We start from the raw sequence: 23451 nt of genomic DNA on the forward strand, positions 1-23451 counted from the left end.
CACACCCACAATACAGACTATGTTCGACATCGATTGACACTCTTAAAGTAAGGCTCAAGGTAGTACTAGGAGTTGTCTGATAAATCATATCCCGGGCCGGGCCGGTTTTGTTTGGGGTAGACCGGATGATACCGCATATCCTTCAGACACTTGAATCACCGGACACACCCCGATCTTTCCCTAGCGACCGGATCCGGCCGTAGGTGCCGCCGCCTCCTTCTTCAAACTCCAGACGCCGTTCCCTGGCGAGGCGGATATAATTCGCCACCGATGCTCCCGCCAATTCCGCAATCTCCCCCAGCGGGGCCCGGTGCAGGATCTCCATTTCTGTCCCGAACCGATTGAGCAATTTTTGCAGAGTCTTGGGTCCCAGCTTGGGGATGAATTCCAAAGGGACCTGATAAATATAGGGAGCCCGGTGATCCGGGTGGTGTGTCGGACGGTCGGCCAGCTGATTGATCCGGTCCGACACTCCCCGTACCACTTTGGTGCTTCCGCAGTATTTGCAACGGCCGGAAACTGTCAGGGAAAGAAATTCTTCGCAATTGAGACAACGCGTCCGATGATATTTCCCCAACTTGGGATCTAGTCCGTAATTGGCCAGTACCCGTCGCCCCTCCTGACGGTAGAGAGCCCGTTTCAGTTCAAGAAAAGTAGGCTCAGAAATCAGGAGCTCATTGTACTCCCGACCGATTTTCGGAAGTGAATGGGCATCGGAGTTGGTAAGGAAGGTAAACCGTTCCAGCTCCGAAATCCGGTCGGCCATGTCGGAATCAGAGGATAAGCCCAGCTCCACTCCGGCCAATTGGTCCAGATCCAACAGATCGGACATCCGGTCGACCGCACTGCCGTACACACTCTTAAAGGGGGTAAACACATGGGCCGGCACCAGCAGCCCGCCCAAGTCCGCCACTTTTCCTTCCAAATCCCGCAGAGATCCGTGAAAGCGTTGAGTGGACAACTGCATGTTTTTTACAAAACGGGACATCCAACCGCTGAAGGCACGCATCGTATCCAAGTTCGGAAAATAAGCGAGAAGATGGGCCGCACCTTCTCCCCTCTCCCTTACTTCGATCTCCACGCCGAGAATCGCGGTGGTATCCCGGTAACGGATGCCTCCTCCGGCCAGGGATTCATAACGTCCTTCATCCAGATTGCGGGCGATCTCTTTTTGTACCGGCGGTGAATGAGCGTCGATGATGCCGATCATGCGGATTCCTTTGCGGTGAGACGCTTCTTGAACAATATTGTCAAAGGTGAGATTGCGGGCACCGGTGATTTTCACAGGGAGTCCATCTTCGGTTTGGCCGATGTGGATATGGAGGTCGGCAAAGATCGGCTTCAGGTTCATCGGGTACTCTGCTCCCGGCCTTGCAGTATATAAAGAGCGGTCACGGTCTTGGCATCACAGATCTCCCCGGACTCCATCCGCTCAAAGGCTTCTTCCAGAGTCAGCTCTACCCGTTCCACAAATTCATCCTCATCGGGTTGAAAGGTACCCTCTGACACCCCCTGAGCCTCATACAGGTGCAACAGCTCGTCCGCAAACCCGGGAGAAGTGTAAAAGGAGACCAGATGTCTCAATGCCTCCGCCCGGTATCCAGTCTCTTCCTCCAGCTCCCGCAGAGCGCATTCTGCGGGATTCTCTCCCGGCTCCAGCTTGCCTGCGGGTAATTCGAGAATCTCCTTTTCCAAGGGTTTCCGGTACTGCCGCACCAAGACGATCTTCCCTTTCTCCGTGACAGCCAGCACTGAGACCGCCCCGGGATGCCTGACCAATTCCCGGGTGGAGGTTTTACCGTTGGGCAGTCCCACTTCATCCAGCTCCACCCGAATCACCCGGCCCTCAAAGATGGTATGACTTTGGATCGTTTTCTCTTCCAGTCTGCTCAACTTCAGCGCCTCCTTTGTCCTCCGCATCCATTATACACGATGTCGTCATCGCCGCCGAAAATAGGCAGGTATAATCTTCCTTCTCCCCAGATAAACTGGTGGCAAATCAGTGAACCGGAGGTGGGAAAATGAAAGTGGAGCTGGGGGAAAGACAGCTTCGGATCATAGGGAAAGGCTGGCAGGTACGGGCCTGGCTACGGCAATGGTCTAGACACCAAGGGACATTAGATGAGCTGTTGCGTCGGCGGCAGTCCAGCCGGAATCGATCAGTTTCCACAGTTGAAAGGCAACAATAGCCGAAGCGGAGATGGTCCGGTAGAAAAGCGGATCCTCCTGGATGCCGCGCCCCATACTGCGGATCTTCTTCGGATAATCCAGGAGACGGTCTTCCACTTCTCCGACGGTGATGGGAACATCCAACCAGTGGTGGCGCACCCCGCAACGCTCCCGCAACGTCTTGATCTCTCCAAGAATCTCTTCGGGCAAAGGCTGCGGAAAGGGAACCACCGCAGGGGCCAGCGCCACCGACGCGAGGTTGGTCACCGTGTGATGGCTCAATCCGAGATGTCGTCTTCTCGGATCCACTGATTGGATCCGGGGGATCACCACAGGCAGCCCCTGCAGACTGTGAACCCCGTTGACCGCTTGCCCCTGCTCCACGCCTGAAAAGCCGAAAGGAGTCCCGGTCCCGACGATTCCCGGTCCCATGGATACAAAGATCAGATCCGCTTTCAGGGCATGACGGGCCAACAACAGCCCGGAGTAGAGATTGACCGCTTCCAGATCCCCTCCGAAAGCATGGCCACAGGTGACTGTACCCGTCAGCCAGCCAATCCCTTTCAACGTCTGAATGTGACGGCTGAAGGGGGCCGGAAGAGCGCCGCCGTCCGTCATCACATAGACGATGCGGGGCAGTTTGTCACTGCTAGCCAAGCCCCGCCAAGTGGTTACAACCACAGGCAACATGCTGTGCAACTCCCCGATCAAAACCGGTGCACCCTCTAGTGAGCGCCTTTCTTTCAGAATGTTGGAATGACGGCTCCCCGGCTCTTCTCCGGTCGCCAAGGCCACCTGCCAGGGGGTGTAACGCAATTTCATCATGTGACCCTGCACCGGTTCCGGCTTGGGTGGACGATCCACCAGACCCGCCACAAAGTGGACCCCACCAGTCCCCAGACCCAACCGGACCGCGGTGGTGTTAAGCCACACCCGATCTCCCGGTTTACACCGTCCAAACAGGAATGGATAATGAACCGCCGTTTCCTCTTTTCCCTCCTCCCCTCTCACTTCCAACCATTGCACCTTAGTCTCTTCCTCCACCACCCTAAGAACCGTCCCTTGTCTCCAAATAATCACATCAATTCCCCCTTTTCTTCCTTCGGAAAGGGAGTATGCGCAAGCTCCCAGGTTTATGCTGCATGGATGATACTGCAAGACAACGAGTCGGTTCATTTTAGGTATATTTTGGGTTTATAGGGAAAAATAAAAAACAAACATTGGTATCTCAGGAGGGATGAATAAGATGAATACCTTCGCAATGACCGGACCCCGGGATCAATCCTCCTTTTTGAAAGAGTTTGCTTCCGGATTGCAACGGGAAATGGAAACCAACGGGTATCATCAGTTGGATGAGGAAATCCCGCCAGAGATCCAGCTGGTCTTCAATTTTGTTGATGCGGCCTCCCCCCGTCATTTTCGCCGGAGTGGAAAAGGAACATTTGTTGTGACAGTGGCCGAAGGCAAACCACAGACAAACAATATTTTACATACAGCGTACCCTGTTCTGATCCGTTCCCTCGGGAACCTGATGATCTATCTTTCCACCGGCAACAAGGAACCGGAAACCTATTTTATCACCTTGGAACAGGGGTGTTACCCTGTAAAGGAAACCTTCGGTACAGAAGGTTACTTTCAAGAGGTGTTTGAGCGGTTGCAGCCTTTGGCCACCTCACAATTGGTCATCGATAACACCTTTTTTCCCGATCTCCCGGAACCATTGTGGGAAGGGGACGGAATCACCCGGGACATTCACCGGGCCGGCAAAAAACTGGATAAGATGAACTTGCTGCCCGCCCCTTTCCCGATCCAGGAGCTCTTGCCTCCCAAAGATTATCGGCATATCCAACGATTATACGGAATCGGCGGTCTCAGCTATGGAAATCTGAGCGCACGCAGAGAAGAAAACCAATTCTGGATGAGCGCACGCGGAGTCAATAAAGGCAACCTCCACCAAATCGGACGGGACATTCTGTTGATCAAAGGCTTTGATGAAACCACCCCGGCTATGGAAATCAGCGTACCTCCTCATATCGAACCCAAACGGGCTTCCGTCGATGCAATTGAACACTGGATGATCTATACGGAACATCCTGAGGTGGGGGCCATTATCCATATACATGCCTGGATGGACGGGGTGCCTTCGACAGAAATCAACTTTCCTTGCGGCACAGTACAACTGGCGGAAGCGGTGGCAGATCAGATCCGGAAAGCGGAGGATCCTTCCCGTGCGGTGGTAGGATTGAAAAACCACGGATTGACGATCACCGGACGGAGTCTGGATGATATCTTTGAACGGATTGACGGCAACATTCTCCCCCAGGTCCCGATGACGTGAACGGGGGGTTCAAATGACACGAAAAGTTTTGATCACCGGGGCTTCCAGCGGCATCGGCAAGGAAATCGCACGGGAACTGGTTGCCAGAGGGGATTTTCCCCTGCTGGTGGCCCGAAACGAACGATCTCTCCACCATCTGAGAGAAGAGCTGGGAACTGGAGAAGTATTCACTTGTGACGTAACCCGCCAACAAGAAGTGGAAAACTTGACAGACCAAATCATCCAGCGCCACCAACAGGTGGATGTACTGATCAATAACGCCGGATTCGGCCGCTTTGGCGGAGCCCTTCAAATTCCACTTTCTGATTACCAGGCGATGATGGAGACTAACTACCTTGGGGCGGTTCGCATGACTCTGACCCTTCTTCCCCATATGTTGGAGCGGGGCGGGGGCCGGGTGGTAAACATCGCCTCGGTGGCGGGACTTTCCGGAAGTCCCAATCTGGCCGCCTACGTCGCCTCCAAATTTGCTCTGGTCGGATTTTCAGAGTCACTCCACCTGGAGTATGCCCCCGTGATCCAGGTGGGGGTTCTGTGTCCAGGACCTGTGCAAACCCCCTTCTTTTGCGATAGAGATCCTTCCAGGTTATTTCCGCCTTTGATTGCCCGGCAACTGTTGGATGCCAACACTGTCGCCCGCCATGCCCTAAAGTTGATCGACCGTCCCCGTATGAGGGTCATCCCCCACAGCCTGAGCTGGGCGATGCGCCTGCGCCGGTGGGCTCCCGGCCTTTTTCTGCAACTGAACCGACTGCTGTATGGAACGTGGAAAAAGCAGGATATCGAGGTGTGATCCTATGTATGTCTTCATCATCAACCCGGTAGCCGGCAACGGCCGGGGACGACGGGTCTGGTCCAAGGTGGAAAGTTGGCTCATCCAAAATCAGACCCCCTATGAGGTCCACTTTACCAACGCCCCCGGTCATGCCGTGAAACTGATCCGGTCGATGATCGGCCGCGACATTCAGGCAGTGGTGGCGGTAGGAGGGGATGGAACAGTACATGAAGCGGGAAATGCACTGGTGGATTCGGAGATTCCCCTCGGCTATATTCCGGCAGGGTCGGGAAACGATTTTGCTAAAGCCCAAGGAATTCCACTGCATCCGAAAAAAGCTTTGCAACGTGTGCTCCAAAACAAAATACAACAGATGGATACCGCACGGATTGGAAATCGATTCCTGATCGGCTTTGCAGGAATCGGATTTGACGGGCAAGTGGCACAATTGGTAAATCAATCTTCCTTCAGCAGACGCCTTGGCCGCTTCGCATATTTGTTCGGCTTTCTCCAGACATTGAGACAATTCCAACCAGCTCGGGTGACGTTGATGACGGATGGAATCGAACAAACCTTTGAACAAGTGTGGATGGTGGCCATCTGCAACCAACCCAATTATGGCGGCGGCATGCAGATCTGCCCCGGCGCCCGCCATGATGACGGAGTCCTGGATCTCTGCTGCGTTCACGGGTTGACCAGAGGAGAGCTCATAAAACTCTTTCCCTCCGTCTACAAAGGCGGACATACCTCCCACCCTTCCGTCCTCCTTCTGGAGGGACGCCGGATCACACTCCGCTCCGACCCACCCCTTGTCGTCCATACGGATGGAGAGATTATCGGAAAAACCCCTCTGTCCATCGAAATTTATCCCCGATCCTTGGCCGTTTTGTGAAAGCCTGACGAATGGACTGTCTTCAGCAAGTAAAAAGCTGCAAGGAAAGCGACAGCTCTACCTGCAGCCACAAATTCCTTTTGATGCGGCTTCAGCAGCACACTCATATAATCCATAAGGATATTCATAGCCAGTACATTATCAAAACGGCCACTTCTCCATCGGAAATCAAAGCATCAAACCGGATCAGGAGAGATGGACAGAGCCCGCTCTTCGCCGATCAGTGGAATGGAGAAAAAGTAGAGGTTCAAAGTGCCACGGCTGGTTTCCACCCAATGGATGTTCCCCGTCGAGTCCGTGCACTTCCAGAGCGTGTACCTCCATATAACTCCAACCTCTCGACCTTTGATTTTCCAATTGAAGTCGTCAATCATTTCTTCCTTCACGGGAACGGCAGAGGTGGGTGATCGGTCCACCTGATTCAAATGCAACCAACTTGGACAAAATGAGTATCTCCGGTTGACCCCGTCTTGCATCAGACGCTTCACAATGATATCCCCTTTCACTCACCATCTTTAAAAGTGTGTGAAATACAGGGGGATTCTATCCAGACTGTTCAGCAGTTTGCTCTTTCTCCTCCACAAACCGCCCCATCTGAATCAGATCCATGTATCTTCCTTCTCCCATCTTCACTTGTCGAATCCACCGACCCTCCTCTCGGAAGCCCAACCGGTGATAAAGAGCGATGGCCGCATCGTTGTCCGCCAGCACCTCCAGACACACCTTCTCGATAACCCGATGGGCTTTGGCCCAGTCCAACAATGTTCGCAGCAGGGTGAAGCCCACTTTATTGCCTCGCCACTCTTTGCACACACTCATTCCAAAAAAACCGGTATGACGAAGGCGTTTCTTTTTCTCTCTGTGAAAGTTCAACATCCCTATAATCTCCCCCCTCGCTTCCGCCACCAGCAACAATCCGTCCGGAGAGTCAGAAATCTTCCTGATCCATTTCTCCTCCTGCTCCACCGTCGTCCGGAACTCACTCAATTCCGTCACCTGGTATCGCTCTTCCGCAATCACAGACCGGGTGAGGTTCAGAAGAGCGGCGGCATCCTCCGGGACAGCACTCCGGATGAGGAGACAGCCTGCTTTGCATCGCTGTTTGCGCGATTGAATCATCCCATTTTTCTCATCCCCCCAAAAAAAGGCTCACGGATGTCTTATCCGTGTGCCTGTCCCCGTTCATTCCCGGCTCACCTCAATCAAGGCAGCCACCAGTTCCGCCGCCTTGTTCAACTCTGCGATTGGCATCCGTTCTTCGGTGGTGTGAATCTCTTCATACCCGATGGCCAGATTGACCGTGGGGATACCGTGACCAGCGATGACATTGGCATCGCTTCCGCCGCCGCTGGCCAGCAATTTCGGTTGACGGCCCACTTTTTTCACCGCAGCGATTGCCTTTTGGACGACGGGATCTGATTTTCCGAACTTAAAAGCCGGATACATCCGGGTCACTTTTACTTCCGCCTCAGCACCCAGCTCGGATGCCGTCTCTTTGAAGCCCTTCACCATTTTGTCGACCTGGGCTTCCAATTTGGCTTCATCCCGGCTGCGGGCTTCGGCGAGGATTTCAACCGTCTCGGGAATCACATTGGAAGCAGTACCCCCCTTAAACTTGCCGATATTGGCGGTGGTTTCCCCGTCGATCCGACCCAGAGGGATCTTGGAGATGGCCCGACTGGCCACCTGAATCGCGCTGATACCGTCTTCCGGATTCACCCCCGCATGAGCGGCTTTCCCCCGGATCACCACATCGAGCCGCACTTGGGAGGGAGCCTCGGTGATAATCTCCCCTACTGGGCCGTTGGAATCCACAGCAAAACCGAAGTCCGCTTTCAGCAACCCGGGATCGAGATTTTTGGAACCAACCAGTCCCGATTCCTCGCCGGCAGTGATGATCAACTGGATCGAGCCATGGGAAATCCCTTTCTCCTTCACAGTGCGTATCCCTTCCAGGATCGCAGCCAAGCCGGCTTTGTCATCGGCCCCCAATACGGTGGCCCCATCACTCTTCACATAGCCCCCCTCCACCCGGGGCTTCACTCCGACACCAGGAGCAACAGTATCCATGTGGCCGGTGAAATAGATCGCCGGTGCAGCGGGATCATCCCCTGCCAATGTGGCAATCAGGTTCCCTGACCCATGACCGGTCACTTGAGCGGAATCGTCTTCAGTCACCACAAATCCCATTTCGGTCAGCTTCTCCTTCAACAGATCGCAAATCGCCCGCTCGTCTCCGGTCTCGCTGTCGGTCCGAACCAACTCCAAAAATTCTTCCAACAAACGCTTTTCATTGATCATGCTGATTCCTCCAATGTTTCTGTTTTACATCCAAAGGCCGGGCATCCGGGACCAACCATCAAATCCCTCGCTCCGACGGGAGGCCATATCTTGAGCGCCCCCCATTCAGAGGGTTATCGGAACGGCCTTTTTCTCCATTGGGATCCCCAATCATTCCGGACCGGACGCACCATCCCTCTCTCCAATCCCAGGAGATGTCTCCTCCCTGACTCCCGCCAGGGAGAGACATCCCGGGGACCGCGGATGAATCGGACTTGAAAAGAATGCAACAAGCGCAGTTTGCGACAGGGTTTCAACACGGTCTCCCTTCGGTTGGGAAGGCTTTCCCGTCGGAATCCGCGGAACAGGTGGACCGGAATCGGATTTTTTTCGCCCATGACCGGATCCTCCTTTTTAAAGCGGAATGTTTCCGTGTTTTTTCGCAGGCCGGTCCTCTCGTTTGTTCCGCAACATCTCCAGGGCTTGTTTCAACTTTTGCCGGGTTTCCCTGGGATCGATCACATCGTCCACCATTCCCTTAGATGCCGCCACGTAAGGGTTGGCAAATTTGTTGCGGTACTCCTCGATCTTCTCAGCGCGGGTGGCCGCTGGATCATCGCTTTCCCGGATCTGTCGGCTGTAGATGATATTGGCCGCCCCTTCCGGCCCCATCACCGCCACCTCCGCGGAAGGCCAGGCGTAAACCATATCCGCCCCAATCGCCTTGCTGTTGAGAGCCACATAAGCACCACCAAAAGCCTTGCGGGTGATGACAGTGATTTTGGGTACTGTCGCCTCGGAATAGGCATACAAGATCTTTGCTCCGTGGCGGATGATCCCCCGGTGCTCCTGATTCACCCCCGGGAAAAACCCGGTCACATCCACAAAGGTGATCACCGGAATGTTGAAACTGTCACAAAACCGGATAAACCGGCTCAATTTGTCGGAGGAATCGATATCCAATCCCCCAGCCATCACTTTGGGCTGGTTGGCGGCGATGCCCACCGGTTGTCCGTCGATCCGGCCAAAACCGACAACAATGTTTCGGGCGAATTTCTCCTGCACTTCCATAAAGCCCCCCCGGTCGATGACACAATCGATCACCTGGCGCACATCATACACCTTGGTCCCTTCCACCGGAACCACATCGATCAAATCCTCCACCCAGCCATCGTCCTCTTTGGCGTAGATCCGGGGAGGATCCTCCACGTTGTTCTGAGGCAAGAAACTGAGCAATCTCCTCACCTGATCCAGCACTTCCGGCTCCGAAGCAGCGGTAAAATGGGCGTTCCCGCTCAAGGTCGAATGAACTCCGGCACCGCCCAGGTCTTCTGAGGAAATCTTCTCCCCAGTGACGGTCTCGATCACTTTGGGACCAGTGATAAACATTTGACTCGTTTCCTCCACCATAAACACAAAGTCGGTGATGGCCGGGGAATAGACGGCTCCACCTGCACAGGGACCCATGATGACCGAGATCTGCGGCACCACGCCGGAATAGATGGAATTTCGGTAAAAGATGTGTCCATACCCGTCCAGAGAGACAACACCCTCCTGAATCCGGGCGCCGCCGGAATCATTCAGACCAATGATCGGAGCCCCGTTCTTTGCCGCCAAATCCATCAGACGGGCGATTTTCAAGGCATGCATCTCCCCCAACGCCCCTCCGAAAACGGTAAAATCCTGAGCGAAGACGTAGACAGGTCGACCGTTCACTTTTCCGTACCCCGTCACCACTCCTTCCCCCGGCGCCTCCCCGATCTCGGCAGTGGTGTTCTCCACAAAGGGATTCAATTCCACAAAGGTGTCTTCATCCACCAGGAGGTCAATACGCTCCCTTGCAGTTAGTTTCCCTTTATCGTGCTGTGAACGGATTTTCTTTTCGCCGCCGCCCATTTCCACCCGGCGGCGACGTTCGGCCAGTTCATCCAGTTTTTTGTACATTGAGGGTCCTCCCTGTTCAGTTTTCCTCTCCTGATCCATCCTGCTTTCTACAACTGGTTTCTCTACAGGATCTCTTGGTTTGTCAGAGAAGGCCAAAGGGCGGATCATCTCCGAACTCTTGCAAAAACTACTGGTGCTCGCTACCCCATCCATATTCAATCCCAATCTAAAGAGGGCTGTTGAAGGGGGATGAGTTTTACTTTGCTTCGGTCAGTCGGGAATCGGCTTTCCCATCGATCATTTTTTCACCATACCTTCAAATTGACACAATTCGTAGAGAACACCGAGTGTCGATTTGGGGTGAAGAAAAGCCACCCTGGCTCCGTTAGCGCCAGGCTTGGCCTGCTCGTCAATAAGGCGGATACCTGCCTCTGCCAGTCTTTCCAACTCCGCCTCCATATCCTTCACCGAGAGGGCGATATGGTGAATCCCCTCTCCTCGCTTCTCGATAAAACGGGCGATGGGACTCTCCGGAGAAGTCGGTTCCAACAATTCCACCTTGACTTCCCCCAGCCGGAAAAAGGCGACACGCACCTGTTCGCTATCCACAGTCTCTTCCCCGAGATAGGATAATCCCAAGATATCACGGTAGAGGGGAACCGCTGTTTCCAGGTTTTTCACCGCAATGCCCACATGGTCGATTTTCTCCGGAGAGACAGCCGGCCTCATGTCAAATCCCCTCCTTTTCCCGGACAACCCGTCGAATAAACTCCGCCGTCTCCTTGGTTGGGGTGCCGGGAGTAAAGATCTCCTGAATCCCGCGTTCTTTCAGAAATGGGATGTCGGATTGGGGGATGACGCCGCCTCCCACTACGATGATATCCTTTGCTCCCTGCTCTTTCAAAAGACGTGTCACCTGAGGAAACAGTTCATTGTGGGCCCCGGACAGACAGGAAAGTCCGATCACATCCACATCTTCCTGAATCGCCGTGGCCACAATCTGAGCCGGTGATTGACGCAATCCACTATAAATAACCTCCATCCCTTCATCCCGCAGGGACTGTGCGATAATCAGTGCTCCGCGGTCGTGCCCGTCCAAACCCGGTTTGGCCACCAGCACACGTATCGGTCGATCCATCCTCCTCATCCCCTCTCTTTTTATCCGATCGGCTCATATTCACCGAAGACTTCCCGCAATGCATTTGCGATCTCCCCTACAGTCGCATAGGCACGGACAGCATCCAGAATCAGGGGCATCAGATTCTCCGTTCCTTCGGCTCCCCGCTTCAGAGCCGCCAGCCGTCGGTTCGTCTCCTCCCCGTTTCGACGTTGCCGCAGAGACTCCAACCGCTCAACCTGTTCCCGGGCCAACACCGGATCCACCCGATATAACTCCGGTTGCTCTTCCTGATCGAGACGGAAGCGGTTCACCCCGACCACCACTTCCTCGCCGGATTCGATCCCCTTCTGGGTTTCCAAGGCCGCCCGCTGGATCTCCCGCTGCATATATCCCTGCTCCACCGCGGCCACGGCGCCTCCCAGCTCATCAATACGTTCAATATAGGCGAGGGCCCGTTCTTCGATCTCATCGGTAAGCGTTTCCAAATACCAAGAGCCCCCCATTGGATCCACCGTCTGAGTCACTCCGCTCTCATAAGCGATAATCTGCTGAGTTCGGAGAGCCACCCGCGCCGATTCCTCCGTCGGCAAGGCGAGGGCCTCATCCCGAGCGTTGGTATGCAGGCTCTGGGTTCCCCCCAACACCGCCGCCAAGGCCTGCAAGGTAACCCGGACGATATTATTGTCGGGCTGCTGAGCAGTCAAGGTGGATCCCCCTGTCTGGGTATGGAACCGCAATTGCAACGAACGGGGATTTTTCGCTCCGAACCTTTCTTTCATGATGCGGGACCACAGTCGCCGGGCGGCTCGAAACTTGGCCACCTCTTCAAAGAAATGGTTGTGGGCGTTGAAGAAGAAGGAAAGGCGCGGAGCAAACCGATCCACATCCAATCCGGCTTCCACCGCCGCATGAACATAGGCGATCCCATCAGCCAGCGTGAAGGCCACCTCCTGAACCGCCGTGGAACCCGCCTCCCGGATATGATACCCGCTGATACTGATCGTGTTCCAACGGGGAACCCGCTCGGCACAATAGGCGAAGATATCCGTGATCAGGCGCATGGAAGGTTGAGGCGGGAAGATATAAGTTCCCCGGGCGATATACTCTTTCAGGATATCGTTTTGGATGGTGCCGGTCAGCTTTTCCGCCGGAATCCCCTGCTTCTCCCCCACCGCGATATACATTGCCAACAGAATGGAGGCGGGAGCGTTGATCGTCATGGAAGTGCTGACCTGATCCAAGGGAATTCCCTCCAGAAGACGCTCCATATCCTCCAAGGAATCGATCGCCACCCCGACTTTTCCTACTTCCCCCGCCGCCATCGGATCGTCGGAATCATATCCAATCTGGGTGGGCAGATCAAAGGCGACGGACAAACCCGTCTGCCCCTGTTCCAGCAGATACCGAAACCGGCGGTTGGTTTCTGCCGCCGAACCGAATCCAGCATATTGACGCATCGTCCAATTCCGGGAGCGGTACATGGTGGGCCGGATCCCCCGAGTGTAGGGATATTCTCCGGGAAAGCCGATTTTCTCCATCTCCTCCCCCTTCCGGTCCCGGGCCGTATACAAGCGTTTCACTTCAATTCCGGACAGCGTTTCAAACCGTTCCCGCTGTTCCGGATATTTTTCGAGAAGTTGCCGGGTCTTCTCTTCCCATTCCCGGTACAACTCATCAAAGTTCCCTGTTGTCAAAAATCTCCCTCCCATCCGGATAAATGAACAATAAAGCGCTCTCACATCTTAATATATCAAAAATGACCCTTGCTGGGTGAATAGATCCCGACTGTAGTTGGACAGGCGACGTTCCCCTCGGCTAAAATAGATGATCAGAGGTGATTCCATGCAGCCGATCTGGGTTAAAACCATCGTCTATGTCATCATCGTCACCCTTCTCCTCACCACACTGATCAGCGGGGCGCTGACCATCTTTTGATGATGTTCACAAATCCGTGAAAACGGAATGGCCGCCTGGGCTCTTGCCCTCCCATCAACACGACAGTATACTGAACATGGAGAATGGAAATCCTATGGGCGCCGGATACCGGGGTTGCGCCCCCAAACCACAGAACCGGAATCGGAAAGCGGGTGAAACAGCCAAATGTATATGACTGTCATCTTGATCTTCATCAGTGTGCTCGCGATCAGAGGAACCCTGACCAATAAACGGGAGGGGAACAAACCCGGATTTTACATTGGCGGTTTGTTGACCCTGGCCACCATCGGTGTCACCCTCCTCGCAGTCTATGACGAACTGATCGGGATCCAGTGATCCCTCAAAGCGAATCGGCTTCCATGATGGAAGCCGATTCGCTTTGAGGAGGATTCAAGCCTCTTTGGAAAAAAACTCTTTCTTTGGGCTTTCGATGGAAAGGAGAATCACCGTCCCCGTGATCAGCAGGGCTCCCAGCCACTCTCCCGGTCCGAAGGGAACACCCAACCACCATACGGCTAGTACAGCAGCGGTCAAGGGCTCGGCACAGGAGAGCAATCCCGTTTCAGACGGCTGAAGAAAGCGAAGACTGTCCAAATACAGTAAAAAAGGAACCAACGTCCCAAACACCACCACCAGCAAAATTAACAGAATCGTTCCCATCTCCCAGTCGGACCAAGGTGCCGTCCAAGGCGGGTAGAAGAAAGACAAGGCCACTCCCCCGATCAACATCGACCACCCCACCACCGGTGCCGAACCCCATCGTTTCAACAATCGGGAAGGATACACCGTATAAAAGGCAAGCGTCACCGCTGACAGCAATCCCCAGACCAAGGCGGCGGGTGAAATCGAGAGAGAGGCCCGATTGCCGCCGGTCACCAAAAAGAAAGTACCCATCAACGCGAAACTGACCGCCGCCCACTCCCGTCTCTCCGGCATCCGCCGCATGGACAGGGCTATCCAAGCCGTCAACAGTACCGGACCCAAGTATTGAAGCAGGGTTGCTGTGGCCGCATTTCCTGTATCGATGGCCGCGAAAAATGTGTATTGAACTCCCATCATCCCCACGACTCCCAACAACAGAAGCTCCCGCCGATCGCGGGGGCTTTTCCAGACCGCCTGCACTTGTTTCCCCTCTCTGCGCAAAGAGATAAACAGGAGGAGTAGGATTCCCGACACCAGCAGACGAACTGTCACCAGCCAACCGGGATCCACCTGTTGGTTATGGAAAAGATGCTGGGCCACGGTGCCGGTACATCCCCATAGCACTGCCGCACCCAACACCATGGAAAAACCTTTGATCCGATTGTTTTTACGTAATGACACCTTCTTCAGCTCCCCTTTTCCACCATCCTCACTCCGGAACAGAGCGGTTCGCCAGTTTCCCCGCCGGCGACGATTCCCCACGTCGATTGACCAGCCAAATCCCCAGAACCATGAGCAGGGAATCGAACATCTGCACCAGCGTCAACCGTTCCCCCAACAGGGCCACCGCTAACAACACCCCGGAAACGGGAACAATATACATAAACATCGCAGCACGGGAAGCCCCTACCGACTGCACACCCCGGTAATAAAACCAATTGGCCAGCACACTGGGAAACAGGGCCAGATAAAATTGGTTGATCCAAAATCCCGGTTCAAGAGATGACCAAGAAACTCTCATTAGATCAAAAGCGGCGAACAGACCCAAGAGTACTGCTCCTGTCAACATCGCATAAGCGGTCACCGGAAAAGGATCCAGCTCCTTCAGCACCCTGTTTCCGTACAATGTATAAAAAGCCCAACAGATTGCGGACAATAGAAAAAACAATCCCCCGATCAGCCGTTCTCCCCCTCCGACCCCATCTCCCATCAAAATTCCTGAAAAAAAGAGGAGCGTTCCCGCCAATGCGACCGCCAGTCCCACCAGCCGAGATCGTTGCAGCTTTTCTTTCCACCAAAGGGCAGCTAACAATACAGTGATCACCGGACTCATCGTGGGAATGATCATACTTCCGTCTGAAGCCTTTGAAAAGTGGAGAGCCCAAAAGAAGAACAAATTGTATAGAGCGACCCCTGTGACTCCCAACAGAATCACCGATCCCCTAAACTGCTTGGGAATGTTGCGCGTTTCTCTCTTCCCCAACCTCAAAATCAGGAGCATAAAGAGCGCTCCCAGACCGAACCGGAAAAAGGCCGCCACCGTGGGCGAGACCGAGGCGACAGCCACTTTGGATGCAGTAAAGGCACTGCCCCAGAAAACCGTGGTCAGCACAAGCAACAGATAGATCCGTCCCGTGGATCCTTCCGGCTTCCCGCTCATTCTCCCTCTCCCTCCTTCAAAAACTCTTCTTCTCCCCTCCGGAGTTGCTCCAACACCGTCTCCATTGCCCGCAGCCAGTTTTGTTTGACCCCTCGGGCCGCCCGGGCTCCGTCCCGTAGCTCCAACGCCTCGATGATCTCGCGGTGTTCTGTCACGGACACTTGGGCCGGAACCATGGAAGATCCGAAGAAGACAAACTTCAGCCGTTTGATATGCAACTGCAAGACAGTGGTGAAATCGGAGATATAAGGATTGGCCGCCGTCTCCACAATGCTTCGGTGAAACCTTTCATCCCACTCCAACGCCCGTTTCCGGTCCTGATCCCAAATTGCCTGGGCAAATTCTTCATTGTACTTTTTCAACAATGCCAGGGTCTCCGGTGTAATCTGACCCGCCGCTCCTTCCGCCGCCAGCGACTCCAGCGCCGCCAACGTGGGATACAGATGGTTCGCATCCCGACGGCTCAATCCGGTCACCCGGGTCTCCTTTCCCGGCTTCATCTCCACAAACCCCTGCAGCTCCAACATCTGCAACGCTTCCCGAACCGGGGTGCGGCTGACACCGATCGCTTCCGCCAACTCCCCGTCCACGATTTTCTCCCCCGGCTGCAACGTCCCGTCTGTGATCCACTCCTGCAACAACCTCAACACCCGATCCTTCGCCGACACCCGTCTGTATTTTTCCAATTCTCCCGGAATAGGCACCCTACTCCCCCCTGATCGTTCCAGCTGTCATATGCAATATATCGCATATTGGGTATCAAAGGCAATGCCTGATCACGTAGAAAAAAGCGCCACCATCGAAAGGATGGCGGCAATAGGACTTTTTTGATCGCTTTACAGCTATATTGATCCAAAGCACAAAGCATATCAGTTTCTGAAGAAAGGAGGAAGAGATCTACACTTGATCATTTTTTCAAAATAAATCTTTCAGGCGGGCCAAACACCTGTTCAGATTCAAAATAAGCAAGCCTGTCAGGTAAGCATGAAATTAACGAAGGCATACCAAAGCCAACAGCTTTTTCAAGAGCATAGTCCAGCGGTGAATGTTTTCCGTCAATCTCTTCATGAAAAGATATAGCATAATAAAAGTCTCCGGCTCCAATGTAGTGGACCCGAATGCACCCCCTCACAAAAAAAGCACCCCGATAACTGGATACTGAAAGATTGAAGCGCTTTAGATCCGGGTATCGGGGACTTGGGATTGAGGTGTGCTGCCGAGAAACGGCCTTAATTACCAATATACTGTGAAATTTCGATTAAGTTTTGATCCGGATCCCGAATGTACACCGATATTATCGGTCCACACGCACCTGTCCTTTTGACTGGGCCCTCTTCAACCTTCACACCATTTTTTCTGAGATGGCTCATCAACTCTTCCGTTTTTATCCCATCGGAAATGAAGCATAAATCTGCTGAACCGGGCGCGGAATGCTTTGCCTTCGGTTCAAACTCTCTACCTGCCTCATGCAAATTTATTTTTTGATTACCAAAACGCAGGGCTTTTCTCCCTGAACCAAAGGTCACTTCCTCCATTCCAAGCACACCAGTATAAAACCTGAGCGTTTTTTCAATATCCTTTACAGTTAACACAAGGTGATCCAAACTCCGGATGAACATCATCCCCCCCACCTTTCTTGGTTGTCACCGTATCCATTCACACAAAAACCCCAATCTCCTCATCATGCCATCCACCTTGCCCCATGACTTCCGGTTGCATGGCTCCTCATATACCGCTTTCAACTCTTATTCATCAAAAAATGGAACAACTCCTTCATTCGCAAAAAAGCACCCCGATAACAGGGTGCTGAGCGATCGAAAACGTTTAAATCTGCGTATCCAGACCATAAGACTCCAAGCGTTCTTTCACCCGCTGCAGGAAGCGGCCCGCCATCAAGCCGTCCAGGATACGGTGGTCGAGGGAGAGGCAGAGGTTGACCAGATCGCGGACGGCGATCATGTCGTCTTTGATGACCGGCTGTTTCACAATCGACTCCATGGAGATGATCGCCGCCTGGGGATGGTTGATGATCGGCTGGGAGGCGATGGAACCGAAGGAGCCGGTGTTGTTGACGGTGAAGGTTCCCCCGGAAAGGTCGTTCATGGTCAGCTTGCCGGCCCGGGTCTTCTCCGCCAGTTGGTGGATCTCCTTGGCCAGACCGAGAATGCTTTTCTCGTCGGCATCATGGATCACCGGGACATAGAGAGCATCCTCTGTGGCAACGGCGATGGAGATGTTGATCCGTTTTTTCAGGATGATCCGATCCCCACCCCAGACCGAATTGAGATGGGGGAATTCCTTCAGGGAATCCACCACAGCCTTGATGAAGAAAGGCAGATAGGTGAGGGAGAGGCCTTCCCTCTGTTTAAACTCCTCCTTCATCTTTTGCCGCAGTTTCACCAGACCGGTCACATCTGCCTGCACCATCGTCCAGGCGTGGGGAGCTTCATGTTTGCTGTTCACCATGCGTTGAGCGATAGTCTTGCGAACGCTGGTGAGAGGGATCTCCTGATCCCCGGACTCCAAGCTCGGGACAGTCTTTGGTTCCACAGCGGGAGCAGGTGCGGCGGCCCGGGCGGTCTCCGATGCCGGAGCAGGTGTCGCCGTTTCCACCGGTTTCTTACGGGATTGGGCGTCTCCGGTTTGTCCGGATTCGATCAGTTGCAGAAGATCCTTGCGTGTGATTCGACCGCCCCTTCCTGTTCCCTCCACCTGCTCCAGGTCGATGTTGTTCTCCTGGGCGAGACGGAGCACTGCCGGGGAATAGCGGCGTTTCATCGATTTATCGCTCCCGTCCACTGCAGATGATGCCGCTTCCGGCTTTTTCTCCCTTTCCGGAGCAGGGGCCGTCACCTCTCCTTTTCCTTCTTCCCGAATGCGGCAGATGATCTCTCCGACCTCCACCGTCTTCCCTTCCTCCGTGACGATCTCCGTCATTGTACCACTGATAGTGGCGGGAACTTCCGCATTTACTTTGTCTGTGGCCACTTCACAGAGGGGCTCATACTTGGCGACAGCATCCCCCGGTTGCTTCAACCACTTGGTGATCGTCCCTTCCGTCACACTCTCCCCCAGCTGGGGCATTGTAATATCGGTCGCCATCCTTTACCTCCTCCTTTAAAACTCCGCCAACTCCCGGATGGCCCGGGTCACTTTTTCAGGATTGAGCATAAATTCCTTTTCCAAAGGCGGGCTGTAAGGCATCGCCGGCACATCCGGACCGCAAAGACGGCGGACGGGAGCATCCAGTTCAAAGAATGCTTCTTGTGCAATCACCGCCGCCACTTCTCCGCCAAATCCGCCGGTCAGGTTGTCTTCGTGGATGATCAAGACCTTCCCCGTTTGGGCCACGGCTTCCAGGATCGCCTCTTTGTCCAGGGGAATCAAGGTCCGCAGATCCAACACATGGACACTGATCCCCTCTTTCTCCAGTTCCTCCGCCGCTTTCAACGCGAAGTGGAGGGTCAGGCCATAGGAAATGACGGTCACATCAGTGCCTTTCCGTTTTACTTCCGCCTTGCCGATGGGGAGGGTGTAATCATCTTCCGGCACCTCCCCTTTGATAAGGCGGTAACACCGTTTATGTTCAAAAAAGAGAACCGGATCCTCATCCCGGATCGCACTCTTGAGAAGACCCTTCACATCGTATGGCGTGGAAGGGGTGACGATCTTCAACCCCGGCACCCCTGCAAAAAGACTCTCCACGCTTTGAGAATGGTAGAGTGCCCCGTGAACCCCGCCTCCGTAGGGAGCTCGCACCACCATCGGACAATGCCAATCATTATTGGATCGATAGCGCATTCTGGCCGCTTCGCTGACAATTTGATTGACTGCCGGCATAATGAAGTCAGCGAACTGCATCTCCGCCACCGGACGCATCCCGTAGACTGAGGCTCCGATCGCAACCCCGGCGATGGCCGACTCGGTCAGGGGAGTGTCCAACACCCGCTCGGCGCCGAATTCTTCGATCAGACCGGCGGTGGCCCGGAAAACTCCACCCCGGACACCCACATCCTCCCCCAGCACAAACACCCGTTCATCCCGTTGCATCTCTTCCCGGAGGGCCTGGGTCACCGCATCGATATAGGAAATCACCGGCATGTTTCTCTCCTCCTATTCTGCATAGACATGAGTGTAAGTCTGCTCTGCCTCGGGGTAGGCCGCATACTCCGCATACTCCGTCGCCTCATCTACCAATCGGGCAATCTCCCGGTTCAGATTGCCTTCTTTCTCTTCGTCTAACAATCCGACATCCTGCAAGTATTGTTTGAATTGGACCAACGGATCCTTTTTGCGGGCTTCCTCCACTTCTTCCATCTTTCGGTATGTTCGGTCGTCATCATCGCTGGAATGGGGAACCAGTCGGTAAGAGATCGCTTCGATCAAGGTGGGACCTTCCCCCCGGCGGGCCCGGTCGGCGGCTTCCCGCACCACCTTGAATACTTTCAATGGATCGTTTCCGTCCACCTGGATTCCGGGCATTCCGTACCCCTGTCCCCGGGCGGCGACGCTGCCCCCGGCCAGCTGTTTCTCCACCGGCACGGAAATAGCATATTTGTTGTTTTCACACATAAAGATTACGGGGAGATTGTGGACACCGGCAAAGTTGAGTCCTTCATGAAAATCTCCTTGGTTGCTGGATCCTTCCCCAAAGGTAGTCAAAGTCACAAAATCTTTTTTCTCCATCTTGGCCGCCAAAGCCACGCCTACAGCGTGCAACAGTTGGGTGGTGACGGGGCTGGAGCCGGATACGATCCGGAATCGTTTGTCCCCGTAATGGCCTGGCATCTGCCGGCCACCGCTGTTGGGGTCCTCCGCCTTGGCAAATGCGGACAGCATCTGGTCACGGGCCGTTTGGCCGAATGCCAGCATCATTCCCAGATCCCGATAGTATGGACAAAGCCAATCTTTTTCCCTATCCAAGGCGAAAGCCGCTCCCACTTGGATCGCTTCCTGCCCCTGGCAGGAAATCACAAAAGGAATCTTCCCCGCCCGGTTCAACAACCACATCCGCTCATCCACTTTGCGGGCCATCAACATCAAGCGATACATTTCCAACACCTGATCATCGGTCAGGCCCAGCTCCTTGTGTCGCTCGTTACCCATAGACGGATCCCTCCTTCTTGATCTTCTTTTAAGAATGGATCGGCAGCCCTTCAAAAGCCATGGAAACCTCTCCGTACGCTTCCGACAAGGTTGGATGGGGATGGATCACTTGGGTGATTTCCCATGGGGTGGCATCCAACACCTTGGCCAGTCCAGCTTCAGAGATCAGATCCGTAGCATGGGGACCGATGATATGAACCCCCAGAATATCCTCTGTCTTCTTATCGGCCACCAGCTTGATAAACCCGTCGGATTCCCCGAAAACTAGCGATTTACCCACACCGCGGAAGGGGAATTTCCCCACTTTCACGTCATACCCTTTCTCCTTCGCCTCTTCCTCGGACCATCCGATACTCCCCACCTCCGGGCGACTGTAGGTGCAGCGGGGGACCTGTGTGGGTTCCAAGGGTTGGGGGTGATTTCCCGCCATATGTTCCACTGCCAGAATTCCTTCATGGGAGGCGACGTGGGCCAGCTGATACCCGCCGATGACATCCCCGATGGCGTAAATATGGGATTCTGCGGTCTGCATAAAGGGATTGACCCGGATCAGTCCTTTTTCCAATTGAATCGATGTGTTTTGCAATCCGATGTCTTCCGTATTGGGCTGGCGTCCCACGGAAACCAGCATCCGTTCGGCTTCCAAAGGCATTTTTTCCCCGCCTTTGTCCACCTGTAGCACCACCCGTCCTTCCTCCACCTGAACCGACTCCGGTAATACTCGACTCCCAGTGAGGATTCTCACTTTCCGCTTTTTCAACAGACGGGTCATCTCTTTGCTCACATCCGGATCTTCAAAAGGAAGAATCCGGTCGGCAAACTCGACCACGGTCACCTCGACACCAAAGTCATTCAACATCGAGGCCCACTCGACCCCGATCACACCCCCCCCGACAATCACCATCGATTGAGGCAGGCTTTCCATCTCCAGAGCATGATCGGAGAACATGACATGCTCTCCGTCCACTTCCAAGCCGGGGAGAGACCTGGGACGGGAACCGGTAGCGATGATCACGTGCTCGGGCACCAGCATCTGCGCTTCGCTTTCGTCCGCCTTTTCGACGGAGATCGTTCCAGGCATGGGTGAAAAGATGGAGGGTCCCAAAATCCGCCCGGTCCCTTTGACCACAGTCACCCCGTTTTTTTTCAAAAGATGTTTGATCCCCTTTTGCAGCTGGTCCTTCACCCGGTTTTTGCGTGCTTGAACCAGATTCATCTCCAGTCGGACATCCCCGACCCGGATCCCGTACTCCTCGCTCTTTCTCATCTCGTGATAGAGTTCCGCACTCCGCAAGAGGGACTTGCTGGGAATACACCCCTTGTGAAGACAGACACCGCCCACTTTCTCCTTTTCCACCACCGCCGTCTTCATGCCCAGTTGGGCCGCCCGGATGGCGGCGACATAGCCGCCGGGGCCTGCCCCCAGGACGACAAGATCGTAGTTATCCGCCATGGTTGCTTTTCCACTCCCTTTTTCTCCCTGTCGATGGTTTTCAGCGAACCCGCATGTTCAGGATACTCCGCTCATTTTGCAAAAACGTGCTGCGGGATCGGCGCATGGTCGCAATCCGTTCCTCGGCCATGCGGTCGGCAGCTTTGTAGCTGGGGATGTGGTCCCGTTTGGCAATTTCGAACACCCGGCTGATCGTCTGGTAGATCCCCTCCACTTTTTTCATCGCCCGTTCCCGATTATAACCCAACAACTCATCCGCCACGTTGATAACGCCACCAGAGTTGATCACATAATCGGGAGCATAGACGATTCCTTTTTCCATCAGGATATCTCCGTGCTCATCCCTTTTCAGCTGATTATTGGCGGATCCTGCAACCACTTTGCATTTGAGGCGGTGGATGGTGTCATCATTGATCACGGCACCCAGGGCACAGGGGGAGAATATATCGCACTCCACATCATAAATCGCGTCGGGAGCCACTGTCTCCGCTCCGAAATCACGAACCGCCCGCTCCATATTTTCCTTGTTGATATCGGTGACAATCAGCTTCGCCCCTTCACCGTGCAAATACTGGCAAAGATTGTAGGCCACGCTTCCCACACCCTGTACCGCCACTGTCTTCCCTTGCAAGGAATCGTTCCCAAAGGCCTCTTTGGCCGCCGCTTTCATCCCCTGATAGACGCCGTAGGCAGTGACGGGGGAGGGATTTCCGCTGGAGCCAAAGGCGGGAGAGATTCCTGTGACATAGTGGGTCTCCTCATGGATCAGGTCCATATCCTCCACCGTGGTGCCCACATCTTCGGCAGTGATGTAGCGTCCATTCAACCCTTGGATAAACCGCCCAAAGGCCCGGAACATCGCCTCGTTTTTATCCCGTTTAGGGTCTCCGATGATCACTGTTTTTCCGCCGCCCAGGTTGAGGCCGGCCGCCGCGTTTTTATAGGTCATTCCCCGTGCCAAGCGGAGCGCGTCTTCAATAGCCTCCTCCTCCGAGGCATACGTCCACATTCGTGTTCCCCCCAGAGCTGGACCCAAAGTGGTGTCGTGGATGGCGATGATCGCTTTCAGACCGGACGCTTCATCATGACAGAACAGGAGTTGTTCGTAATCATATTTGCCCATGTAATCGAAGATTTTCACAGCAAATCCGCCTCCTTCATGCCTTTGATATATGGTTCCCGCGGCTGACGCATCGG

26 protein-coding genes are annotated in these 23451 nt (G+C 54.3%); 5 read left to right on the plus strand and 21 right to left on the minus strand.

Features of this window, described 5'->3' with window-relative positions:
* Positions 1-142: 142 nt before the first annotated feature.
* The 3 genes from IEV46_RS05090 to IEV46_RS05100 all read right to left on the minus strand — a co-directional run bounded on the left by IEV46_RS05090 (position 143) and on the right by IEV46_RS05100 (position 3249).
* Positions 143-1351 (minus strand): endonuclease Q family protein, encoded by a 1209-nt coding sequence (locus IEV46_RS05090; RefSeq protein WP_188430603.1) that lies wholly within the window; start codon positions 1349-1351, stop codon positions 143-145.
* Positions 1348-1920 (minus strand): NUDIX domain-containing protein, encoded by a 573-nt coding sequence (locus IEV46_RS05095; protein ID WP_308420272.1) that lies wholly within the window; start codon positions 1918-1920, stop codon positions 1348-1350. Before IEV46_RS05095 ends, IEV46_RS05090 begins: the two co-directional genes overlap by 4 nt.
* A gap of 180 nt (positions 1921-2100) precedes the next feature.
* Entirely contained in the window at positions 2101-3249 is a 1149-nt protein-coding gene (locus tag IEV46_RS05100) for a DUF3866 family protein (RefSeq protein WP_188430608.1), read from the minus strand.
* 166 nt (positions 3250-3415) lie between these two features.
* Here IEV46_RS05100 and IEV46_RS05105 point away from each other — a divergent pair, with 166 nt between their 5' ends.
* Genes IEV46_RS05105 through IEV46_RS05115 form a run of 3 tightly spaced genes read left to right on the plus strand, consistent with a single transcriptional unit; the run spans position 3416 to position 6174 of the window.
* Positions 3416-4507 carry a class II aldolase/adducin family protein gene (locus IEV46_RS05105; protein ID WP_188430609.1) on the plus strand — a complete coding sequence of 364 codons (1092 nt, stop codon included), beginning with the start codon at positions 3416-3418 and terminating at the stop codon, positions 4505-4507.
* 13 nt (positions 4508-4520) lie between these two features.
* A complete protein-coding gene (locus IEV46_RS05110) occupies positions 4521-5300 on the plus strand; it encodes an SDR family NAD(P)-dependent oxidoreductase (RefSeq protein WP_188430611.1) in 780 nt (259 codons plus the stop codon).
* Between the two features lie 4 nt (positions 5301-5304).
* Positions 5305-6174 (plus strand): diacylglycerol/lipid kinase family protein, encoded by an 870-nt coding sequence (locus tag IEV46_RS05115; protein ID WP_188430613.1) that lies wholly within the window; start codon positions 5305-5307, stop codon positions 6172-6174.
* Between the two features lie 176 nt (positions 6175-6350).
* On the opposite strand, the gene IEV46_RS05120 is transcribed toward IEV46_RS05115, so the two are convergent.
* From IEV46_RS05120 to IEV46_RS05155, 8 genes are all read right to left on the minus strand, one after another.
* Complete coding sequence (locus IEV46_RS05120) at positions 6351-6662, minus strand: hypothetical protein (RefSeq protein WP_188430615.1); 312 nt, start codon at positions 6660-6662, stop codon at positions 6351-6353.
* Positions 6663-6717: 55 nt separating this feature from the next.
* Complete coding sequence (locus tag IEV46_RS05125; RefSeq protein ID WP_188430617.1) at positions 6718-7293, minus strand: GNAT family N-acetyltransferase; 576 nt, start codon at positions 7291-7293, stop codon at positions 6718-6720.
* 63 nt (positions 7294-7356) lie between these two features.
* Positions 7357-8475, minus strand: a complete 1119-nt coding sequence (locus IEV46_RS05130) for a M20/M25/M40 family metallo-hydrolase (protein ID WP_188430619.1) — start codon at positions 8473-8475, stop codon at positions 7357-7359.
* A 113-nt stretch (positions 8476-8588) separates the two neighbouring features.
* Positions 8589-8852 carry a hypothetical protein gene (locus tag IEV46_RS05135; protein WP_188430621.1) on the minus strand — a complete coding sequence of 88 codons (264 nt, stop codon included), beginning with the start codon at positions 8850-8852 and terminating at the stop codon, positions 8589-8591.
* A 16-nt stretch (positions 8853-8868) separates the two neighbouring features.
* On the minus strand, positions 8869-10398 hold the full coding sequence (locus tag IEV46_RS05140) for an acyl-CoA carboxylase subunit beta (protein ID WP_188430622.1): 1530 nt from the start codon (positions 10396-10398) through the stop codon (positions 8869-8871).
* A 237-nt stretch (positions 10399-10635) separates the two neighbouring features.
* Positions 10636-11067 carry a methylmalonyl-CoA epimerase gene (gene mce, locus IEV46_RS05145; RefSeq protein ID WP_188430625.1) on the minus strand — a complete coding sequence of 144 codons (432 nt, stop codon included), beginning with the start codon at positions 11065-11067 and terminating at the stop codon, positions 10636-10638.
* 1 nt (position 11068) lies between these two features.
* On the minus strand, positions 11069-11476 hold the full coding sequence (locus IEV46_RS05150) for a cobalamin B12-binding domain-containing protein (protein ID WP_188430627.1): 408 nt from the start codon (positions 11474-11476) through the stop codon (positions 11069-11071).
* Positions 11477-11496: 20 nt separating this feature from the next.
* Positions 11497-13167, minus strand: coding sequence for an acyl-CoA mutase large subunit family protein (locus IEV46_RS05155; protein ID WP_188430629.1), 1671 nt, complete (start codon positions 13165-13167; stop codon positions 11497-11499).
* 133 nt (positions 13168-13300) lie between these two features.
* Between IEV46_RS05155 and prli42 the strand changes: the two genes are divergently transcribed.
* Together prli42 and IEV46_RS05165 are read left to right on the plus strand one after the other, a co-directional pair.
* Entirely contained in the window at positions 13301-13393 is a 93-nt protein-coding gene (prli42, locus tag IEV46_RS05160) for a stressosome-associated protein Prli42 (protein ID WP_188430637.1), read from the plus strand.
* Positions 13394-13558: 165 nt separating this feature from the next.
* Positions 13559-13729 (plus strand): hypothetical protein, encoded by a 171-nt coding sequence (locus IEV46_RS05165; protein ID WP_188430639.1) that lies wholly within the window; start codon positions 13559-13561, stop codon positions 13727-13729.
* Between the two features lie 54 nt (positions 13730-13783).
* Here IEV46_RS05165 and IEV46_RS05170 read toward each other — a convergent pair whose 3' ends face one another.
* The 10 genes from IEV46_RS05170 to IEV46_RS05215 form a co-directional block, all read right to left on the minus strand.
* Positions 13784-14716 carry an EamA family transporter gene (locus tag IEV46_RS05170; protein WP_308420273.1) on the minus strand — a complete coding sequence of 311 codons (933 nt, stop codon included), beginning with the start codon at positions 14714-14716 and terminating at the stop codon, positions 13784-13786.
* Positions 14717-14744: 28 nt separating this feature from the next.
* Positions 14745-15695, minus strand: a complete 951-nt coding sequence (locus tag IEV46_RS05175; protein ID WP_188430641.1) for a DMT family transporter — start codon at positions 15693-15695, stop codon at positions 14745-14747.
* Entirely contained in the window at positions 15692-16399 is a 708-nt protein-coding gene (locus IEV46_RS05180; RefSeq protein WP_188430642.1) for a GntR family transcriptional regulator, read from the minus strand. The genes IEV46_RS05175 and IEV46_RS05180 overlap by 4 nt, the downstream gene beginning before the upstream one ends.
* A 203-nt stretch (positions 16400-16602) precedes the next feature.
* Positions 16603-16827: a hypothetical protein gene (locus IEV46_RS05185; protein WP_188431198.1), complete on the minus strand. Its 225-nt coding sequence runs from the start codon at positions 16825-16827 to the stop codon at positions 16603-16605.
* Between the two features lie 97 nt (positions 16828-16924).
* The gene (locus IEV46_RS05190) at positions 16925-17317 is read right to left on the minus strand and encodes a VOC family protein (RefSeq protein WP_229735913.1); all 393 of its coding nucleotides are present in this window, start codon (positions 17315-17317) and stop codon (positions 16925-16927) included.
* A gap of 202 nt (positions 17318-17519) precedes the next feature.
* The gene (locus IEV46_RS05195) at positions 17520-18797 is read right to left on the minus strand and encodes a dihydrolipoamide acetyltransferase family protein (protein ID WP_188430644.1); all 1278 of its coding nucleotides are present in this window, start codon (positions 18795-18797) and stop codon (positions 17520-17522) included.
* 15 nt (positions 18798-18812) lie between these two features.
* Complete coding sequence (locus IEV46_RS05200; RefSeq protein WP_188430645.1) at positions 18813-19796, minus strand: alpha-ketoacid dehydrogenase subunit beta; 984 nt, start codon at positions 19794-19796, stop codon at positions 18813-18815.
* Between the two features lie 12 nt (positions 19797-19808).
* Positions 19809-20801 (minus strand): thiamine pyrophosphate-dependent dehydrogenase E1 component subunit alpha, encoded by a 993-nt coding sequence (locus IEV46_RS05205; protein ID WP_188430646.1) that lies wholly within the window; start codon positions 20799-20801, stop codon positions 19809-19811.
* Positions 20802-20829: 28 nt separating this feature from the next.
* On the minus strand, positions 20830-22254 hold the full coding sequence (gene lpdA / locus IEV46_RS05210; protein WP_188430647.1) for a dihydrolipoyl dehydrogenase: 1425 nt from the start codon (positions 22252-22254) through the stop codon (positions 20830-20832).
* A gap of 40 nt (positions 22255-22294) precedes the next feature.
* Positions 22295-23395, minus strand: coding sequence for a Glu/Leu/Phe/Val family dehydrogenase (locus IEV46_RS05215; protein WP_188430648.1), 1101 nt, complete (start codon positions 23393-23395; stop codon positions 22295-22297).
* Positions 23396-23451: the final 56 nt, after the last annotated feature.

Origin of the sequence: Kroppenstedtia guangzhouensis, assembly GCF_014637345.1 — a bacterium.
GTDB classification, from domain to species: Bacteria; Bacillota; Bacilli; order Thermoactinomycetales; family DSM-45169; genus Kroppenstedtia; species Kroppenstedtia guangzhouensis.